This is a genomic window from Halorubrum sp. AJ67 (assembly GCF_000513435.1).
Window position 1 is genome coordinate 131,458 of the sequence record NZ_CBVY010000004.1, and the last position, 16,093, is coordinate 147,550.

General features: G+C 56.7%; 22 protein-coding genes. 6 read left to right on the plus strand and 16 right to left on the minus strand.

Annotation, left to right across the window (positions count from 1 at the left end):
• Nucleotides 1–280: 280 nt before the first annotated feature.
• Both BN903_RS17270 and BN903_RS06055 read right to left on the minus strand, forming a co-directional pair.
• Complete coding sequence (locus BN903_RS17270; RefSeq protein ID WP_052334928.1) at nucleotides 281–604, minus strand: hypothetical protein; 324 nt, start codon at nucleotides 602–604, stop codon at nucleotides 281–283.
• Nucleotides 597–947 carry a winged helix-turn-helix domain-containing protein gene (locus BN903_RS06055; protein ID WP_048076876.1) on the minus strand — a complete coding sequence of 117 codons (351 nt, stop codon included), beginning with the start codon at nucleotides 945–947 and terminating at the stop codon, nucleotides 597–599. Before BN903_RS06055 ends, BN903_RS17270 begins: the two co-directional genes overlap by 8 nt.
• 101 nt (nucleotides 948–1,048) lie before the next feature.
• On the opposite strand from BN903_RS06055, the gene BN903_RS06060 reads away from it, so the two are divergent.
• The 3 genes from BN903_RS06060 to BN903_RS06070 all read left to right on the plus strand — a co-directional run bounded on the left by BN903_RS06060 (nucleotide 1,049) and on the right by BN903_RS06070 (nucleotide 2,802).
• Nucleotides 1,049–1,372, plus strand: a complete 324-nt coding sequence (locus BN903_RS06060; RefSeq protein WP_048076877.1) for a DUF3784 domain-containing protein — start codon at nucleotides 1,049–1,051, stop codon at nucleotides 1,370–1,372.
• Nucleotides 1,373–1,666: 294 nt separating this feature from the next.
• Entirely contained in the window at nucleotides 1,667–1,882 is a 216-nt protein-coding gene (locus BN903_RS06065) for a hypothetical protein (RefSeq protein ID WP_048076878.1), read from the plus strand.
• 212 nt (nucleotides 1,883–2,094) lie between these two features.
• Nucleotides 2,095–2,802, plus strand: a complete 708-nt coding sequence (locus BN903_RS06070) for a CPBP family intramembrane glutamic endopeptidase (RefSeq protein WP_048076879.1) — start codon at nucleotides 2,095–2,097, stop codon at nucleotides 2,800–2,802.
• Nucleotides 2,803–3,063: 261 nt separating this feature from the next.
• Here BN903_RS06070 and BN903_RS06075 read toward each other — a convergent pair whose 3' ends face one another.
• Nucleotides 3,064–3,819 carry an HTH domain-containing protein gene (locus BN903_RS06075; protein WP_048076880.1) on the minus strand — a complete coding sequence of 252 codons (756 nt, stop codon included), beginning with the start codon at nucleotides 3,817–3,819 and terminating at the stop codon, nucleotides 3,064–3,066.
• 132 nt (nucleotides 3,820–3,951) lie between these two features.
• On the opposite strand from BN903_RS06075, the gene BN903_RS16525 reads away from it, so the two are divergent.
• The gene (locus BN903_RS16525) at nucleotides 3,952–4,110 is read left to right on the plus strand and encodes a hypothetical protein (protein WP_154018055.1); all 159 of its coding nucleotides are present in this window, start codon (nucleotides 3,952–3,954) and stop codon (nucleotides 4,108–4,110) included.
• Between the two features lie 1,267 nt (nucleotides 4,111–5,377).
• Nucleotides 5,378–6,742 carry a restriction endonuclease gene (locus BN903_RS06085; RefSeq protein ID WP_048076882.1) on the plus strand — a complete coding sequence of 455 codons (1,365 nt, stop codon included), beginning with the start codon at nucleotides 5,378–5,380 and terminating at the stop codon, nucleotides 6,740–6,742.
• Between the two features lie 12 nt (nucleotides 6,743–6,754).
• On the opposite strand, the gene BN903_RS06090 is transcribed toward BN903_RS06085, so the two are convergent.
• On the minus strand, nucleotides 6,755–7,330 hold the full coding sequence (locus tag BN903_RS06090) for a hypothetical protein (protein ID WP_048076883.1): 576 nt from the start codon (nucleotides 7,328–7,330) through the stop codon (nucleotides 6,755–6,757).
• 80 nt (nucleotides 7,331–7,410) lie between these two features.
• Complete coding sequence (locus BN903_RS06095) at nucleotides 7,411–7,806, minus strand: hypothetical protein (protein WP_048076951.1); 396 nt, start codon at nucleotides 7,804–7,806, stop codon at nucleotides 7,411–7,413.
• Nucleotides 7,807–8,032: 226 nt separating this feature from the next.
• Here BN903_RS06095 and BN903_RS06100 point away from each other — a divergent pair, with 226 nt between their 5' ends.
• The gene (locus tag BN903_RS06100; protein ID WP_048076884.1) at nucleotides 8,033–8,494 is read left to right on the plus strand and encodes a hypothetical protein; all 462 of its coding nucleotides are present in this window, start codon (nucleotides 8,033–8,035) and stop codon (nucleotides 8,492–8,494) included.
• Nucleotides 8,495–8,841: 347 nt separating this feature from the next.
• On the opposite strand, the gene BN903_RS06105 is transcribed toward BN903_RS06100, so the two are convergent.
• The 11 genes from BN903_RS06105 to BN903_RS06150 all read right to left on the minus strand — a co-directional run bounded on the left by BN903_RS06105 (nucleotide 8,842) and on the right by BN903_RS06150 (nucleotide 15,877).
• Nucleotides 8,842–9,027, minus strand: coding sequence for a hypothetical protein (locus BN903_RS06105; protein ID WP_048076885.1), 186 nt, complete (start codon nucleotides 9,025–9,027; stop codon nucleotides 8,842–8,844).
• Nucleotides 9,028–9,108: 81 nt separating this feature from the next.
• A complete protein-coding gene (locus BN903_RS17970; RefSeq protein WP_079890590.1) occupies nucleotides 9,109–9,342 on the minus strand; it encodes a hypothetical protein in 234 nt (77 codons plus the stop codon).
• 12 nt (nucleotides 9,343–9,354) lie between these two features.
• Entirely contained in the window at nucleotides 9,355–9,846 is a 492-nt protein-coding gene (locus BN903_RS06110; protein ID WP_048076952.1) for a hypothetical protein, read from the minus strand.
• Between the two features lie 106 nt (nucleotides 9,847–9,952).
• Nucleotides 9,953–10,375, minus strand: a complete 423-nt coding sequence (locus tag BN903_RS06115) for a hypothetical protein (protein ID WP_048076886.1) — start codon at nucleotides 10,373–10,375, stop codon at nucleotides 9,953–9,955.
• 236 nt (nucleotides 10,376–10,611) lie between these two features.
• Entirely contained in the window at nucleotides 10,612–10,908 is a 297-nt protein-coding gene (locus BN903_RS06120; protein WP_048076887.1) for a hypothetical protein, read from the minus strand.
• A 169-nt stretch (nucleotides 10,909–11,077) separates the two neighbouring features.
• Complete coding sequence (locus BN903_RS06125) at nucleotides 11,078–11,740, minus strand: DUF6735 family protein (protein ID WP_048076888.1); 663 nt, start codon at nucleotides 11,738–11,740, stop codon at nucleotides 11,078–11,080.
• Nucleotides 11,741–11,808: 68 nt separating this feature from the next.
• Entirely contained in the window at nucleotides 11,809–12,189 is a 381-nt protein-coding gene (locus tag BN903_RS06130; RefSeq protein ID WP_048076889.1) for a hypothetical protein, read from the minus strand.
• An 87-nt stretch (nucleotides 12,190–12,276) separates the two neighbouring features.
• Complete coding sequence (locus BN903_RS06135) at nucleotides 12,277–12,465, minus strand: hypothetical protein (protein ID WP_048076890.1); 189 nt, start codon at nucleotides 12,463–12,465, stop codon at nucleotides 12,277–12,279.
• Between the two features lie 397 nt (nucleotides 12,466–12,862).
• Nucleotides 12,863–13,738 (minus strand): hypothetical protein, encoded by an 876-nt coding sequence (locus BN903_RS06140; RefSeq protein WP_079890591.1) that lies wholly within the window; start codon nucleotides 13,736–13,738, stop codon nucleotides 12,863–12,865.
• Between the two features lie 94 nt (nucleotides 13,739–13,832).
• A complete protein-coding gene (locus tag BN903_RS06145; RefSeq protein ID WP_048076892.1) occupies nucleotides 13,833–14,756 on the minus strand; it encodes a transcription initiation factor IIB family protein in 924 nt (307 codons plus the stop codon).
• 224 nt (nucleotides 14,757–14,980) lie between these two features.
• Nucleotides 14,981–15,877 (minus strand): DNA-binding protein, encoded by an 897-nt coding sequence (locus tag BN903_RS06150; protein WP_048076893.1) that lies wholly within the window; start codon nucleotides 15,875–15,877, stop codon nucleotides 14,981–14,983.
• Between the last annotated feature and the right edge of the window lie 216 nt (nucleotides 15,878–16,093).

The following is a 16,093-nucleotide window of genomic DNA, read 5'->3' on the forward strand; positions in this document are numbered from 1 at the left end:
CCTATCCCTGTCGTGCCTTCGCTCCCACGACTGAATCTGTCTGCGGAGATTCTGCCTTTGTGTTCGCGGAGGAAACGACCGCTCCTGCGGTGGGCCGCACCGACACCCACGATAACACGCCGGCGAGTGGTGGCTGGGGAAGACGTGGAGGGCTTATCAGTCATGTTGCGGGTTACACCGTCTCTGTCTGGGACCATTCCCCGGTTGCCAGAAAACAATTTGGGCTAGGTAGCTCACGTATTCCCCATCAGAGAGGTTTCGGCTCCCAGTGTGTTCGTTATCAGGCAAAGCGTTGCGATGGTACAATGAACCCATATAGTATCGTTCCCATACCCAATATCTCAACGAGCCGTGTCGCGACACCAACGACAAGTGATGGGAGTGGAATCACCAGTGAGGCAAGGAAAATAACTCCAGGCCCCCCAAAGGTTAGGACAAACCCAACTGCGATGTACAACATCGGGCGACTGTTGTTCCGGCTATATCCTTGGTAGGCGATGTATGCGATGATAAGTCCGATTCCGATCGTCAGATAGTCCGAAAGGAGGAGAAGAATGTCGGTCGAAGACAGATTACCCACCTGAATGAGAAGTAGGTTATTCATTGTAGAGACCCTCAATGAAGTTCGTGAATCGATCTGCGGCACGTTGCTGCGTCATGACCGTTACCTCGAATTCACCGTCAACGAAGTCAATCATCACACGATCTAGAGTCGCTGCGTAAACGGTGTGATGGTGCCCTTCTGGGTCTGGCTTTGTCTGTTCGACAAGTAAGTCACAGTCAGTTAATTCATCAAGCCGACGATAGACCGTAGCCCGTGATGCTGTACAGGCTTCGTTGAGTTCAGCTGCGGACATAGGTTCTTGACTAGTCTCTTTGAGGATCGTCTGGACGCATTTATCCCCGAGCAGTTGTGTGATCTCGTTGAGCCGATCCGACTGCCCCACGATACTGTATTTGTTCAGCCACGGATTATAAAAACAGGCAGCGTCTCAACTGCTGAGACCGTCCAGACCGATTCTTTTAGACAGGGGTTGAATCGGTGAACATGCTCGATGGAGGCTCCATTGCCATCGAATGGATCGCAAGTGGAGCGTTTGTCACGCTCCTTGGTGTACTCATCAAATTTGCTGGCTGGACGTGGTTACTGGCCGGTTACAGCAAATCCACATCAAAGGTGTCTGACGACATCGTCCAAGATATGGCGGGGAATACGATCCTCCGAGTCGGCATTGCCACCTTCGTATTCGGTATTCTCGCATCCGTCATAGATCTGCCGTCATATCTCGCCCTCGTGATCACGGCTGTGATCTTCTTGGCTGTCCTGCGCTTGATCTACCGCCTGAACACACAGCCATCAGTATCGTCCTAAGAGGTACTTCAGCCATGAGAAACATGTACAATCGAAACTCCACCCAGCCGTCCAAAACACCGTGGTAGAAGCATGAAGTGACGCCAATATCTTGGAGTTCTTAGGATAGTGGTGTTTCAGATATGGACCAATAATCATGAGTAGAACATTGTTGAGGGCGTCATAGAATACTTTACAAGGTCTCGTTTTTAGCCTCATCTAGCTGAATCAGCTAGCAGAATGAACCTGTGAACTGAACATACGATAGTGTATTTCTAGAGAAATATTTAACACTGACTGTGATATATATCGAACATGGGAATGGCAGAAGGAGTTTTAGACTCGGACTTTGATGCCAGTAAAGCGAGAAGTTACAGAAACGGGTTCGCAGTGGCTCTTCTTGCGGGCTTTATTGTTCTCTCGTACCAGTATTGGGCTATCGGTGAGTTAGCGATTGAAACGATGGGAATCTTCTTTTCCGCTGCGTTTGTATTTATCATCTCACAATTCTTCTACACTCGTGGTCAGTGAATCACCTGTCTTGGACGATTCCAGAGGAGCAACACAAGTGTGCCAACCGTTCTATGGCGCCCTCCATTGTTGGCAAAAAGTCGTCTTGCGATTCTACAGTGGGTTGGGCAGATCGAGAACAGACGATTTAGCAGCTCTGACGGCTACCTACTGGATGAGACCCGAGCCTAGAGAGCGTTACTTTAATCCATAGTCTACAAAATCACAGTCGCATGGCCCCCAACCAACCCTCCAGAGAGGATATCCTCATTCGAGTGAGCCTTTGGCGATGGATCGGTGTAGTGGTAGCCCCATTCTTTCTCACAACAATTGTACTTACTGTTGTGTTTACGGCGACTGGCGGTCAGTCGCCTGTCCCACGCTTTGCGACTGGCATCTACTCATTGGTAAGCATCTTGATCGTCGCGTTACTTCTCCAGCAGCTATCGCCGACAACCACAGCTGAGATTCTTCCGACTCACGTCCCGGGACGGCGGGAGATAGGTGTCACAGTTATTGCGATACTGGTGACTATACTCATATTCGATCCGGTAGCCACATTTGTGGTAGGTGTGATTAGTGGCGGTGGTGGGACCACTGATTCATTTAATTCCTCGATCGGAGCTGCCATCTTCATCTTCAGTTCTGTTGTGATCGCACCGGTTGTCGAGGAATACCTGTTCCGGGGTGTAGCTCTTGATGCGCTTCGGTCTAGATATGGCGTGGGAATAGCCATCGTCGGATCAAGTGTACTCTTCGGTGGAATCCACATTTTAATTGGAGGTGTTTCAGGGCTCGTCTCTGCGACGCTGTCGGGATTCGTGTACGCGGGGATGCGTATTAAGTTTGAAAACCTCACCGGGACGATTATTGCCCACAGCGCCAATAACCTCTACTGGGTATTGACAATAGCTGGTGTGATACCGAAAATAGTCCCTTAATGATGGAACGCTCATGTGTAGCACATTGTTGATGAAGAGCTGTCTTGCGATTTTGCGGTGAATTGAGCAAATTGAGAACGCGCGACTCAGCAGCTTTGACGGCTACTTACTGAATGAAACCTAAACCCAGAGACTGTATCAACAATCTCCTACGGAAGAGCGTCTCTGATAAGTATCCTACAAGACTTAGGGAGCGAAGTTAGTATACTTCGTGTGTTCTATCCAGGCTGGATTAGCTGTTAGAATGGGCGCGAAAACTAGTCAATCTTCGACGGACGCATCAAATCGGGGACGGATCACCCGCTTGTAAAAGACCAGATAGGTAGCCGTGACGAAGAGATACAGTCCACTTGTCACCAGAGGGGACCAGTCCAGAACAACGATCAGGAACACGGCCCAGAACCCACCTAATACAACACCACCAAGCGAGATGGTATCCAGTCCCTCCGTAGACTGAACTCGGAGGTTGTTGCCAGTCATCAGCCGAACGCCAATTGTTCCGACTGTGAGAGAAGCCCACGTGAGAATCGGGAGTCCGACGACCGTCCAGATGGTAGCGGGCAGCTGACCGGATGAGCTGACGAGTATTGCCCAACCGAACAACCCGATTGCAGCCCACGCAATACTCCGCAGGAGCTCTTCACGGAAGACCCGATTGACTAGTGGATGCTGGAGGAATTCACGGAATGGGTTCCCTGTTTCGGCCGACTCTCGGTTCAATGCTCGCTCTCCCGCTGGTGAGAGCGGCCACTCTGATTCCGGATGGTCGATATAATACAGAGTCAGTGAGTCAGCAAGGGGGTCTGTTGCGACAATCCCGCGGTCTTCCAAGTCGTCCAACCGGTTGCGGACAGTAACCTTCGAGACATCCGGTTTGAGCCGCTGTTGAATCTGCTGTAGTGAAAAGAAGGGGCGGTCGGACTGATACATCGTCTCGACGACGTGCCGTTGCGTGAGCTTTGTATTCACCCTCCCGTTCTCCGGCAACTGCTCGGATATCCACGGAGGGAGTGACATCTGGTGGTCAAAAATCGTTCTGGAAATATTTGCGTTTCGGATTGGTAGACGAGTCTGCGTTTCACTACTCCGAAGTCGCTACCCCCGGGAGGGAACTACGTCGTCGTTGGCGTATCAACGGTATCCGATTCCATGAGCCAGTACCAGAAGATCGTAATACCAGTCACTGTAACATACGCAGCAATACTCCACAGCGTAGAGTACCCGCCCGCTGTGGCAAGGTACACTGCGGCGACGCCGCCTAGCATGACCCCGAAAAGGAGGCTTATGTGGAGAGAACTCGGTGTCTGAACGTGTAAATCTGTGGATGTCGCACCGCGGATGGCGATTGCGCCTGTCGTCAATAATGCCCACGTGAGCGCGGGGAGACCGAAGACCGTCAGGGTCGTCGTCTCTAACCATGTCACCTCCGAAATTACGATTGGCCATCCAACAATTCCGAGACCGGCCCACGCGATACTTCGCAACAGCTCTTCCCGTATGATCCGCCGTCGTTGTGGTTTCATATCTACAGGTCAATCAAGGGTCGCTGGTGATAAAGCAACGTTGAGAATTTTGCGTTCGAGTGGTGGCATTTTCCAGGCGAAAAACCTACTTTGCGTCCGCAAAGGCGGATCTGGTGGGTTTCGGGGGCAGTCTCTTGGCCGATAAATTAGGGCTCCTGGAGCCCACGGTGTTGAACTTACAGGAGAATTGAGCGGAGGCGTAGGCGGCACTCAAACGGATGCAGCAGTTCCTTGAGGACCGCCGCGTGGGCCACTTGTCATGACCACCGATTGAGTGACTCCTGCTCCTGCTCGGACTCAACTGGAACTTCATAGAGAAACCGCCACTTCGGTCACTCTCGAATCTACTTGTTTGATTGACTCTGCCGGCAGTATTCTCAGTAACAATTGACTTTCTCGGCAAATCGTTTCCACGTGGCCCGACGGATTCGCAATGAGGTGCCCATGATCCCTAACGACTGTTCCTACGTGCTGTTGGCGGACGATTACACAGATGCGCCGTGGGCTACCGACTCTACCCACACGGGTGCCTTGTAACGATCTGCTCTGTTGAATCCGCAGAAGGCGTTGGGATTGGGCCACAATAGTGTCGATTCAGTATCGCCTTCAGGGGAATCCCAAGAAGCAATCTCAGCAGAGAAGTGCGAAGGTAGATCTCTTCGAGTGGATCGATCTATAACAGCCGCAGTAAAGAGCGACATAATCGCTCCTTCAGCTATCGTGATCCTCGTGCCGTCATCGGATTCAACAAAGCATAACGATCGAATGATCGCTGAACGCACCTCCGAATTGCTCACAGACACGATCGTGGCGTGCGAGTAGTGATATCTCGCTTCCCCTGACGAGCCCCGACGTATTTGACGGGGTCGTTACAACGGCTCCCAAGCACTTCTGTCTGGATACCCCTCGACGTGGGGCATTGTGTGCTCCCACTCACCGTCCCGTCGCGGGAGCGGTGACCCACGTACCCCTCTCGGGGGCCCAACAAACAGAGCGGCGTTGCGTTCGGCAACGTATTTGACAGTTCGAACGTACTGTTCAGGTACATTGGGATGGCTGTACTGGACGACCTCTCGGGGTTCGAGTTCGAGGACGTGATGGAAGACGTCTTCCGGAACCTCGGCTACGAAAACGTCCGTCAGGCTGAGAAGACGGCTGACGAGGGACGCGACGTCATCATGGAGGAGGTCATTGACGGCACTCGGCGCGCGATCATCGTCGAGTGCAAGCACACGGACACCGTCGGGCGACCGGTCGTCCAAAAGCTTCACTCGGCGATCGCCACGTTCGACTTCGACGGCCCGAAGCGCGGGATGGTCGCCACAACCGGCCGATTCACCAATCCCGCCCAAGAGTACGCTCAACGGTTACAGCAGAACGACGACCCGTATCCAATCGAGCTGCTCGACGGCGAGAACCTCCGAGAGATTGCCGACGATATCGGTCTCGATCTCTACAACGGTCGGATCGAAATCCTCTGTGACGACACGCTTCGGCCGTACGACCCCGCGGCCGACGTCGCCGCGCCCGTCACGGAGGCGTTCCGCGACATTGAGAATATCAAGGCGGCTGACTTACCGCCGCCCCGCTCGGATGCGACGTTTCGACCGGTCGTAGCGGTCACCGCCGACACGGACGCGGTCTTCGAAACGTCGGTCGGCGTCATCCACCGGATCAACGAGCGGACGCAGTTCGTTGTCCACGCTGAACGCGGGCAGCCGCAGGTCGCTGCCGACGATGTCGCGACGTTAGTCACGGAGAACCTCCACGCGACGGTCGACTTGGACATCGACCGCTTTGCCGAGGTGTTCGACGATATCGAAGAGGGTCGGTTCGGACAGACCCAGACGGAGTACAAGGAGTGGGCCGTCGACCGGCTCCAAGACCACCACACGACGACGGTCACCTACACCGGCGACAACAACGTCACCTACAACAAGACCTGCGAGCCCAACCGCTCGGACATCTCCGTCCAGTCGATCGAACCTGTCTATCTCCCCGAGGTTCGACAGACGACCGACCTCCAAGAGTACACCTACCCCTACGAATACTACGCAGCGGGCCCCTCGCGGGTCACCGCCGAGGATGGCATCCATCGCTGCGTCCACTGCGAGACCAGCGGTGTCGACGAGGCGTACACGTACTGTTCGAACTGCGGGGCGATCGCTTGCGATAGCCACATCAAAACCGAACGGCTTGAGCAGGAGCCGGTCTGTACGGGCTGTGCGGTCACCGAGCGATTCGCGCTGAAGACGAAGTACTTCTACGACGACGAGAATCTTGAGGCGTTCCGCGAGGAGTACGCCGCTATGCCGATCCACGAGAAGGCGATGGAGAACAAGGTCCTCGCTGGCGGAGGCGTCGTCGCAACGCTGCTGGCCCTCATCGGCCTCCTCGTTATCGGCGGTATCATCTAATTCGTCGCGTTCTCACGCCGGCTTGGCGACGAGTTCAGTGAGCGCGTCGTCCAGTGACCCGTGGAACTGCCACCTCGCTTGCTCGAACGCTTCGTCGGTCGGGCCGTCCCAGCGGGGGAACGCGGAGTGGCCGCTCACCTTGACCGTCCACTCGGCCGGCTCGTCGAATGCGTTCGTCGTCGGGAGTTCCACGACGTAGAGGTACTCCTCGTCGCCGTGGATGCCGCCAGCTGGATCCTCGATACCGTGGCCCAGCAGGAACAGCGGTTGGTCGAGGTGCTCCATATTGGCCGGATCGAGGAGGTCTGCTGGCTGCGCCGCATCGATTGTTCGCTCCGGACTGCCGTCCAGATACAGGTCGACCGTCGAGAGCTTGTCGAGAAACACGAACGTCGCTGCCGTGTAGGCTGGACCGCGTTCGGTGCGAGTCGCATCGAGGAGCTCTTTCAGTTCGGCAAGATCTTGAAGAACAGTTTGGGGGTAGCCGTCCGAATGGCGGTACACTTGCGCGATCCGCTCGTCGTCGCTTTCGCTTTCATCGGGCTGTTCGACTCGTTGGACGAATCGGAGTTGACTTCGAGTCGACATCGATCACCGCCGGCACGAGCGCGCCGGCACCCATCGCCGGCGCATCAACAAACTCGTCGCGACGACTGACCCGACGGCCGCTACGCGAGATGTGACACGTCGTCTGGCTCCTCGATGTCGTCGAACTCGCCCCGTTCGACTGGCTGCCAGTACTCATCAGGCTCTGGACTCCACCAGTCGACCTCGTAGTCGTCCGGTGCGCCGAAGACCTTCACCCGTGCCGACCCATCTGGAAAGTCGCGTCGGAGCTTTTCGTCGACGTGGAGGTTCCACGTCGGGGCAGTATCGAAACAGGCGAGGATGGCCTCCTCGTACCCGCGCGTTTCTCGGGACTCTCGGAGTACAACCTCTGTGTTACAGTTCTTGCAGAACACTCCCTCGAAGGGAATGTGTGTGAATATCTCGTGCCCACAGACGGGACACCAGAGGAACTCGAACAGTGCCTCACTGTGTCGGTTGAGTACTTCCAGGCTCATCGTTGGACCGACCCGGTTGACCCGGGCCACCCGTTCCTGCCCGGAAAAAACAACGGCTGACTCTGTCGAACTACTTGGAATTTGATAGTTTACAGCCCTGATCGCTCAGTACAGACGAATTGCTTAGCGGTAAGTAGAGCAGGTATAGAACCCAATACTAGGTTTGTATTATCATAATAGATAGCTTGCCCTGTAGTTTATTACTCAGTAGTCTCAGTTTCCATCTATGTATGAACAGAAACCCGTCAAAATTGGTACCGGTATCGGTGTATTCGGCGCGTTGTTTCTTCTGCTTACCACTATCTTGCTCTTTGTTGTTCCGCAAGAACTGATGTCCTCAACGGCAAGCAACGCCTACATAGAGACATGGTCGCAACCAATTATGACTGTCGGGGGATTCGTATTTTCCGTTGGGATTCCCCTTGCTTGTGTAGTGATCGCGTATTATTTGACGACGAGAGAGTACACTCCGGGAAGCGTCGTCATGGGGTTCTTGATCGGAGGACTCGTCTTTATCATCGGAAACGCAATTCTTGGAGTAGCGGTGACTAACCTCTTTGTGTCTGGTAGTGGAGTAGAACGGTCGTTGCTCGGGCATATGCAGAATAGCCTACCCCATGGAATGCGACTCTTCATTGGGGGGCTTCTCGGGGTTGCTGGAGCGCTCGTCGTTGAAGAATACTTCTAGGTATTCCCCAACAGCAGACCGGTCATACTGGGACGCCAGTAGCTCCGATTGAAATACAGTTGAACTAACCACATTTCAGGGGCTGATTTCACTCATCAAGAGTGGCTACTCCGTTCGATTGACTTTTGCGTCAAACAAGGCCAACTAGTAGGCATTCCAGCGGTCAATACGCAACTCTCATCGACCCGCTGTTTCAGTTGAGAATATATTAGAAGAATAGGATTCCAACCGAACTGATAATCTGGTTGCTGAGTTGGTGTGTCTATCGAACACTGCTGTTACACCGAATCGGAGTGGCCCACGGGGGTGGACTTAATTGTTGATTTTGGGTACGAAGAGCGAGACTGTTACGGCCTAGCTTGAAATTCACCGTGTTTCATTCCTAGGAAGAACGCGATGATCGAGAAGCCGATCATTGAGGGTAGGACCATCATGAAGACTGTTGATGGAGTCATTACTGCTGTAAGTGCGGCTGTCGCAATAGCGACAATTACGACGAGTGGGCCCACCGAGCGGGCGAAGTCAAATTCCATACACCCACTTGTGACCGACTGACTAAAACCTTTGAGAAGGCAGCTGTCTTATCTAATGGACTATATTCACTAGAATTACACTTAATCAGTGCTTAGTGTCGTAGACTGTGTACTATGTAGCTTTCTACCTCCGTCTGGGCAGTCGAACCAGCGCTGAACGTTTATTCCATCTGCTGACTTTTCACCGATGAGGATTCCGCCACGCCACTTGTACCGGTAGGAGTCGGGGGCTCGATACAGGACGGCTCGCGAACCGACCTCGATGTTTTGATACACGAACGTCGGCGTACGACGTTCACGCCGCCAGTTTGTGATTCGTAACCTCTGTTAGAAGTGGACGTCGGCGGGTACGATCCAGAGCTCCTCGCTTGCTTCAAGCACTCGATCTAGCTGTCCGCGGTGGCGAATGCCGTTCGCGTATTCATCGTACAGGAAGATCGTCGGCCCGTCGTACGCACCAACCTGATGGAACGCGTGGCGGGCGAGGTCTCTGTCCCGCATGATCGCCTCGTCGGAGAGCTCGTTGAGCGCGTCCTTCACTCGCTCAAGGTTCCGCTCGAACGCTTCGTTTGTCGCTTCCCAGCCACGTTCAAGCAGGTCTTGGCCGTCATCGGAGTCGACCGGAGCCGCAGTCGGTAACTCACCCCAGCGAGCCTTCCCCGCAACGGACGTGTCCTCCTCATCGAAGGTCACATAGTAATCGAAGACGGCGCTAGCGTGCGGGTCTGCGCCAACCAGCTGATCGAACACCGTCTTTCCGGTGGCCAGCGCGTCGTCGTGGGTCGATGCCTCTACCAGCGTGTAAATCACGATGTGCATCTCGAACACCTCGAAACGCCGACGCACCCGGAGCCGTTGTCCGCTCGCTCCTACTGCGCCGGCACCCATCGCCGGCGCTCGAAAAACTCGTGCTGGCGGTCGGTTCTCAGGATTCGTCTGCTCGGTCGACGCTGATGGTCAGATCCCCGGACTCGTAGTCCGCCTCGAAGTCAACGTTGAACGCGTCGGAGTCGTAAGCGGCGTGATAGGCACGATGGAGTTCGAGTGACCCGGTCGCCTTGAAGTGGAAGAATGCGGCCCCCGTGTAGGGCTTGCTCTGGGTCTCGATTTGCGTCTCAACCGATGCCGGAAGCGCGACCTGTGGCGTGTCAGTGTCGATACTCGCCGCGAACTCTGTGGCCTCCTCGACGGTCGCTTGCGAATGTGCTGGTGTTTTGCCAGTGAGGGCGTTCACCGGGGTTTCCGTCTCGTCGGTGAACAGGACGTCCTCGAAGGTGTGCGTCCCGAGGATCGCATCGGGGGCTAACTCGCAATCGTCGAATGGGTTGTCAGCTGTTTCGTCGGTCATCAAATCACGAGCCTACGGCGGGGCTCACCTATTTTGGCCCCTGAAAAACAGCAGCTGCCACGAAGCAGATCGAATTAGGAGGCTCTGTTGTAACCCTCAGGGCCTGACAAATGCCGCGTGTGAATATAGAGGGTGCGTGTAGCAACTTCACCTCCTGTCTTTTCGGTCACTCCCAATGAGTCCTCCGTCCGAATGAACTCCTTACAAGAGCGGTAAACACAACTCAACAGGCTTAATCATATTAAGAGGAGCTCAGGCCTGGCGAAGCCGATCACGAGAATACTCGCCAGTACAGTGATCGCTGTGAGTCGCAGGGCACCAGAAGCCCGTCGTCGAGATTTCGGCAAGGACTCGGCAATGCCGGAGAGGGCCATCCCAGCACCAATAAATAGTGTGGCATAGTAGAGCGTTGCCCCTTTTAGAATGACGTAGTACGCTTGCTGCCCGGCTATCAGAAGTGCGCCACAGAGGAAAACCAGTCCAAGCTCTCTGGAGGGCTCGCCAAACACGGTCTCATCGATGATGGAGGGCATCAGTGATGTTGTCTCCGGCGACGTTCAAATATTGTGGGGGTTGCGCACCCACCGCTGAGACGAGTATGGTTTGATCGTGAAACGGTGATGATGGCGCTGACCGACTCGCGCGCTGTATTCAGCACGGCCTCAGCAAACCATCAGTGATTGAGGATTTCAGCAGATCGTACTAAGAGTGGTTCTGGCTCGCCTTCTCGAAAGGAGACTCTCCGGTCGGAATGAGCAGCTCCTGTTGATCGCCGACCCGCTCAGCGAGCTTTCGTTTCAGGTACTGCCTCGCCGCCGACGGTGTGAACACGCCCTTGTCGAGCATGTCACCGACGACGTCTTTGAGGGCCGCGAACTGGCCCTGTAGGTGACCATCGCCGACTGGCTCACCGTCGTCCCAGCGGACAGTCGCGAGCGCGCCGTTCCCGACTGTCTCGCCCTCTTCGACTGTCTCCGAGTCGTACTGTAGCCCGAACCACAGCGTCCGATAGGCGGTCACTTTGAACGTCGGTGACACCACGTAGAACGCCTCGTGATGGAGGTAGTCGAGGTGGTCAGCGACGATCTCCTCGAGCGTGAGGCCGGTAGCGCGGGGCTTCGGCTCAACGATCGTCGACGGCCGGTCCTCGTCGACCAGGTAGCCGTCGACGGCATCTGCCTCGAGGCCATCGACCAACTCCGCGAGGAGCTGTTTCGCCCACCTGGAGTCGGTATCCTCGCCACCGAACGGCGACGCAGCCGAGATTCGATGGTTGAGCTTCAGGTTTGCCGCCCCCCAATGAGAGTAGTGGAGCGTGTACTGTCCGTCTGTCCGTTCGTACGCAACAAGTGCGCGGTGACCCATTCGAAATCACTCCACGGGACGACGCATGTCGCGTGTCGCCCCGCACCCCTCTTGGGGGACGAACAACACTACTCGTCGATCGGGTTGGGGGAACTGAGGTCCGCGTGGAGGACCTCCCCGTCGCGAACGACGTACCGTTTCGCCAAGACTGGGAAGCGGCACTTGGTGAACCCGGCCGTCTGAATATCGAGTTCCTCGTTACCTTCGAGATGACCAGCGAGTTCCTGTAAGAACTCGTGGGTCACGATGCCGCCCTCGTAGTCTGGGAGGCCGTTCTCCCGTGCCTCGTACACCTCGAAGTCGTCGTGTCCCCAGATGGTGAGTTCTCCGTCTTCGGTGACTTCCCAGTCAAGCGTCCCGAAGCAGTGGGACTCACAGAGTTCACGGACTGCCTGTGGATTCGATACGATTGCGCCGGTCGATGTCGTCGCAGCTTGTAGTGTCGCCATCTCTGGATCACGCGGGAACGCCCCCGCACCCCTTCCAGGGGCGACAAAATAGGTCGCAGCCCTCAGTGAACGGACCGGAGACGTCGGTCAGGAATCTACTCGGGTGTCCCTTCCGTCACCGTCGGCCGGTTGAGTGAGCAGGCTCACCTCCTTTAGAAGAGTTCTCGCTCGTTCGATGCGTTCCTGATCTGCGTCGTCGAGTCGGTCGACATCTAGCCGATTCAGGTTACTGAGCGCGCAATGCATCCGGTAGCCCTGCTTGACGTGTTGATCCATCGGAAGCGCCTCAGGGCTCGCTGGCGCGGATAGACATCGCGGTGTCATACTCTTCGGTGTCGCCGGTGGGCAGCCGATTAACCAACATGACTCGAAAACCTCCAGTCTGTGTTGGTTAATCCGCTTCTGTGCGTCATAGAACTCTTGCCACGCTATTTGTTTCGCAATCTCGCGGACGAATCAGCCGTGAGAACGAGTGTGCGAATTAAGCGAGATCTCGTCTATTTGTTTATCGTGTTGCTCGCCGGCCGAACACGAATACGAGCAACGCGAGCAGGACGACACCGGCAGCGGTCTCAGAGATGGCCAGCAATTGACCGGCCCAATCGGCTGGAGTGAAGTCTGACCTAGGTGGCCGAATACTTCTGTGACACCCATCAATTGGTTGCTGCCTGCCCTACTCGGGAGCCGGCCCGTAGCGAGCAGTTCCGCATCTCCGACACTCCCAGATCGGCTGCCCCGACCACGTCTCGTCAGGAATCGATTCAGGAGTATCGAACTGGTGGTCGGTCGCTCGACCGCAGCCCTGACATTCGAGTCGGTCTGTCGTCGGTACTGGCGACGGTCGACTCTGTGAGTCGCGCTCGCTTGTTGTCGCGGTGAGGGCGATCGCTGGGACCAGCCACAGCTCGTCGTTAGCCTCATCAACGATCGCTTTGAGACGTGTCTCCTCACGGATGCCGGCCCCACGCTGGTCGTAGAGCGGCGTCTGAACCTGCTCCTGACGCTCTGATGTTTCTCGCCCGTGCCACCCTGCTCGGTCACAGGCGGCGCTGAGAAGCTGTGCTCCCTCTTCTGATGACACCTGTACCGCGTCGGGGAGTGAGGGCCATCGGTCTGTCACCTGGCGCGCTAGGGTCTCGTTGAGGTCGTAGATGAGTGTATAGTCGTCGACGGCCGGCTCCGCCTCGTTGGCAGTGAGGAGGGTTGCCGCGGCCCCGCCCTTCGCGACGGCGCCGTAGAACGTGGTCGACTCGACGACTAGATGGATGATGCCGAGGAGCGTTAGATCTGATGCTTGGCTCGTCTCGATGGCTTCGTCACCGAGATAATTCGTGAGACAGAACCGGCACTTCGACTGGCTGGCGGGGATCGACGCGCCACAGGACGCACACTCGGTCTCAGTCGCTGTCGGGGTATCTGGATAGCCCGAATCGATACTCTCAGATCGCTGCCGTCGAGGCTCATCACTACTGGCGAGTCGGTCGTCGGGAACATGGGTCGCTTCGCCAATCGGCCGGAGGGCTTCATCGTCAGAGTAACGCCCGGTCATAGAGTAGTCTGATCGTATCATGCTTCGTTTTCGAATTTAAACGGTGGTTCTCAAATCACTCATCTAACAAGAACACGGTGTAATAGCGTGGGCTCTACACAGCCAATTCGTTGAGAGTGTCGCGATGGGTCTGTACGGTGACCACCGAGACGTCCGCAACTTCAGCGACGTCCGACTGAGTGAGCCACCTCCCCTGTTCGAGTCCCGCTTTGTACAGGCAGGCTGCGGCGAATCCGGACGGCTGAACTCCTGTTGTTGCCCCGGTCGATTCGGATGCCTCCGCCAACTGTCGAGCTCGCTGCCGGACCTGATCAGAGACCTCAAGATCTGACGCTAATCGTGGGACAAATGTACTGGGGGTCACAGGCTGGGCCGGGAGGCCAAGCTCCGTGTTCAGGGTCGTATACGCGTTTGTGATCCGCGACTGCTCGAGGCGCGCCGCCTCAGTAATCTCATCGAGCGTTCGCGGCCGCCCGTTACACCGGCAGGCCCCATAGACGCTCGCAGCGGCTATCGCCTCGATCGACCGCCCACGGAGGAGGTCCTCGTTCTGGGCGCTCCGGAAGAGTCGACAGGCTTGGTCACGGAGCGTCTCGGAGAGTTCGAGCGCACTACTGATCCGGCGGACTTCACTGAGCCCGTGTGCGAGGTTGCGTTCGGCTTTCGACTGGAACCGCCCACGCGTCTGTTCACGGCGCATCCGAGTAAGTCGGCGTCGCTTCTGGCCGGAGAGTTCGTTTCCGTTCGCATCGGACCCGCGGCCGATTTCTGTCGACAGCCCCCGATCGTGTCGCGCTGCCGTTAACGGAGCGCCAGTCCGTTCACGGCCGTCGTCGAATTCTCGCCACTCTGGCCCGTGATCGATCCGCTGCTCGTCGATGACGAGCCCACACTCCTCGCAGATGGTTTCGACTGTGTTCGTGATGACCTGCCCGTCGCACTCGGGACACTGATTCGACTCCGCGTCGGTCTGGACGTCCTCGTCGAAGCTCGTCTCGTAGATGTCTCTGGTTGCCATTGATACGCACGAGGGGACTCATGGGGATCGCGTCTCTCGGGATGCCCCTCACCCATCAGGGGGCACATACACACTACACGGTTCGGCGCTAACACCGATGGTGTGTGGTGGCGAAAGCCCGGCAGCGAAGCGGCGCTATGCGCCGCGAGCAGCCCGGACCGTGGAGGTGGTGGGAGGTGGCGGTGACCGCGTACACACCAGCAAAAAAGGGGTGCGACGACCGGCTATGCCCACCACCGACCGCGCTCGGGGAAATGAAGGGTTGACCAGCCAGTGACGGCCAGTGAGACACGTCCTTCGTACCAATTCCGGGCTGCGCCGTGAATGCGAACGCGTTCTCCCTCTGCGACCCACGGGGCATCTGATTTTTCCCAAATCGTTATTTTCGTTTTTCCACTGTCGTCTGCAATTAGTCCGACTTGCGCGATGGCCGGCGAATCACTCTCCCAGAGCACCTCGATTTGACCCTCGATACTCACCTCTTTGCGAGTGACATCTTCGAGTTTCCCGATGGGAATCACCTGTCCTGGCGCCGTCTGTAACTCCTCGAACACCTTCACGACCGCACTCATCATGTCTGTCCCGCCGATGACCGCGTCGGCGAGATGTCGACTGATCGCTGCACGAGACCAGCCATCCAACTGCTCTGCGAGTCTGTTGGCCTCCGTGTTCACCGTCGCCAGTTCGTCTTGGGAGAGCTTCGTGCGTGGGTCATCCCGGTCGGGATCGACTCGTGGGTCCACGCTTGCCGCCCGCGTCTGGAATTCGGCTCGGCGCTCAGCACTCCGCTTCGCCGCGACTGCCCGCGTGCGCTGCTCCCGACCATCCTGCGTCCCGAGTTCGGCCTGGGCACTGATGCGCTCCAGTTCGGCTTCCCGTGCGTGAATGCGCTCCTCCTGTTCGAGGGTGACGCTGTGAATCCGGTCCTCGCTCGTGTCCGCGATCCCGTCCGGGTGGTTCGCATCCACCTTCGCCTGCGTCTCCTCCTCGACCGTCGCCTCGAACTCCGGCGTCTCGTCGACGACCGGGAAGCCGTTTTCGTCGACCGCCTCCTCGGCCACGTTCTCGAATGCCTGTTCATCGACCGTAACGACCTTTCGACTTGAGTTATTACTAGACATTGGAGTCTACTAACTCCGAAGGCGCTCGCGCGCCGCCACCGCGATGCCTCATACATCGCGGTTTTCCGACGACGTCGACGACCGATAGCACCGACTGCGCGCTCTCGCTCGCGCCTTCGCGAGCGCCCAACGGGCGCGAGCGAGAGCGCGCCCAAGTGCGGCTGACCCAACCAGCACCGCGCGCCGACCCGCCCGGAGCGAGCGGCCAGCGCATTC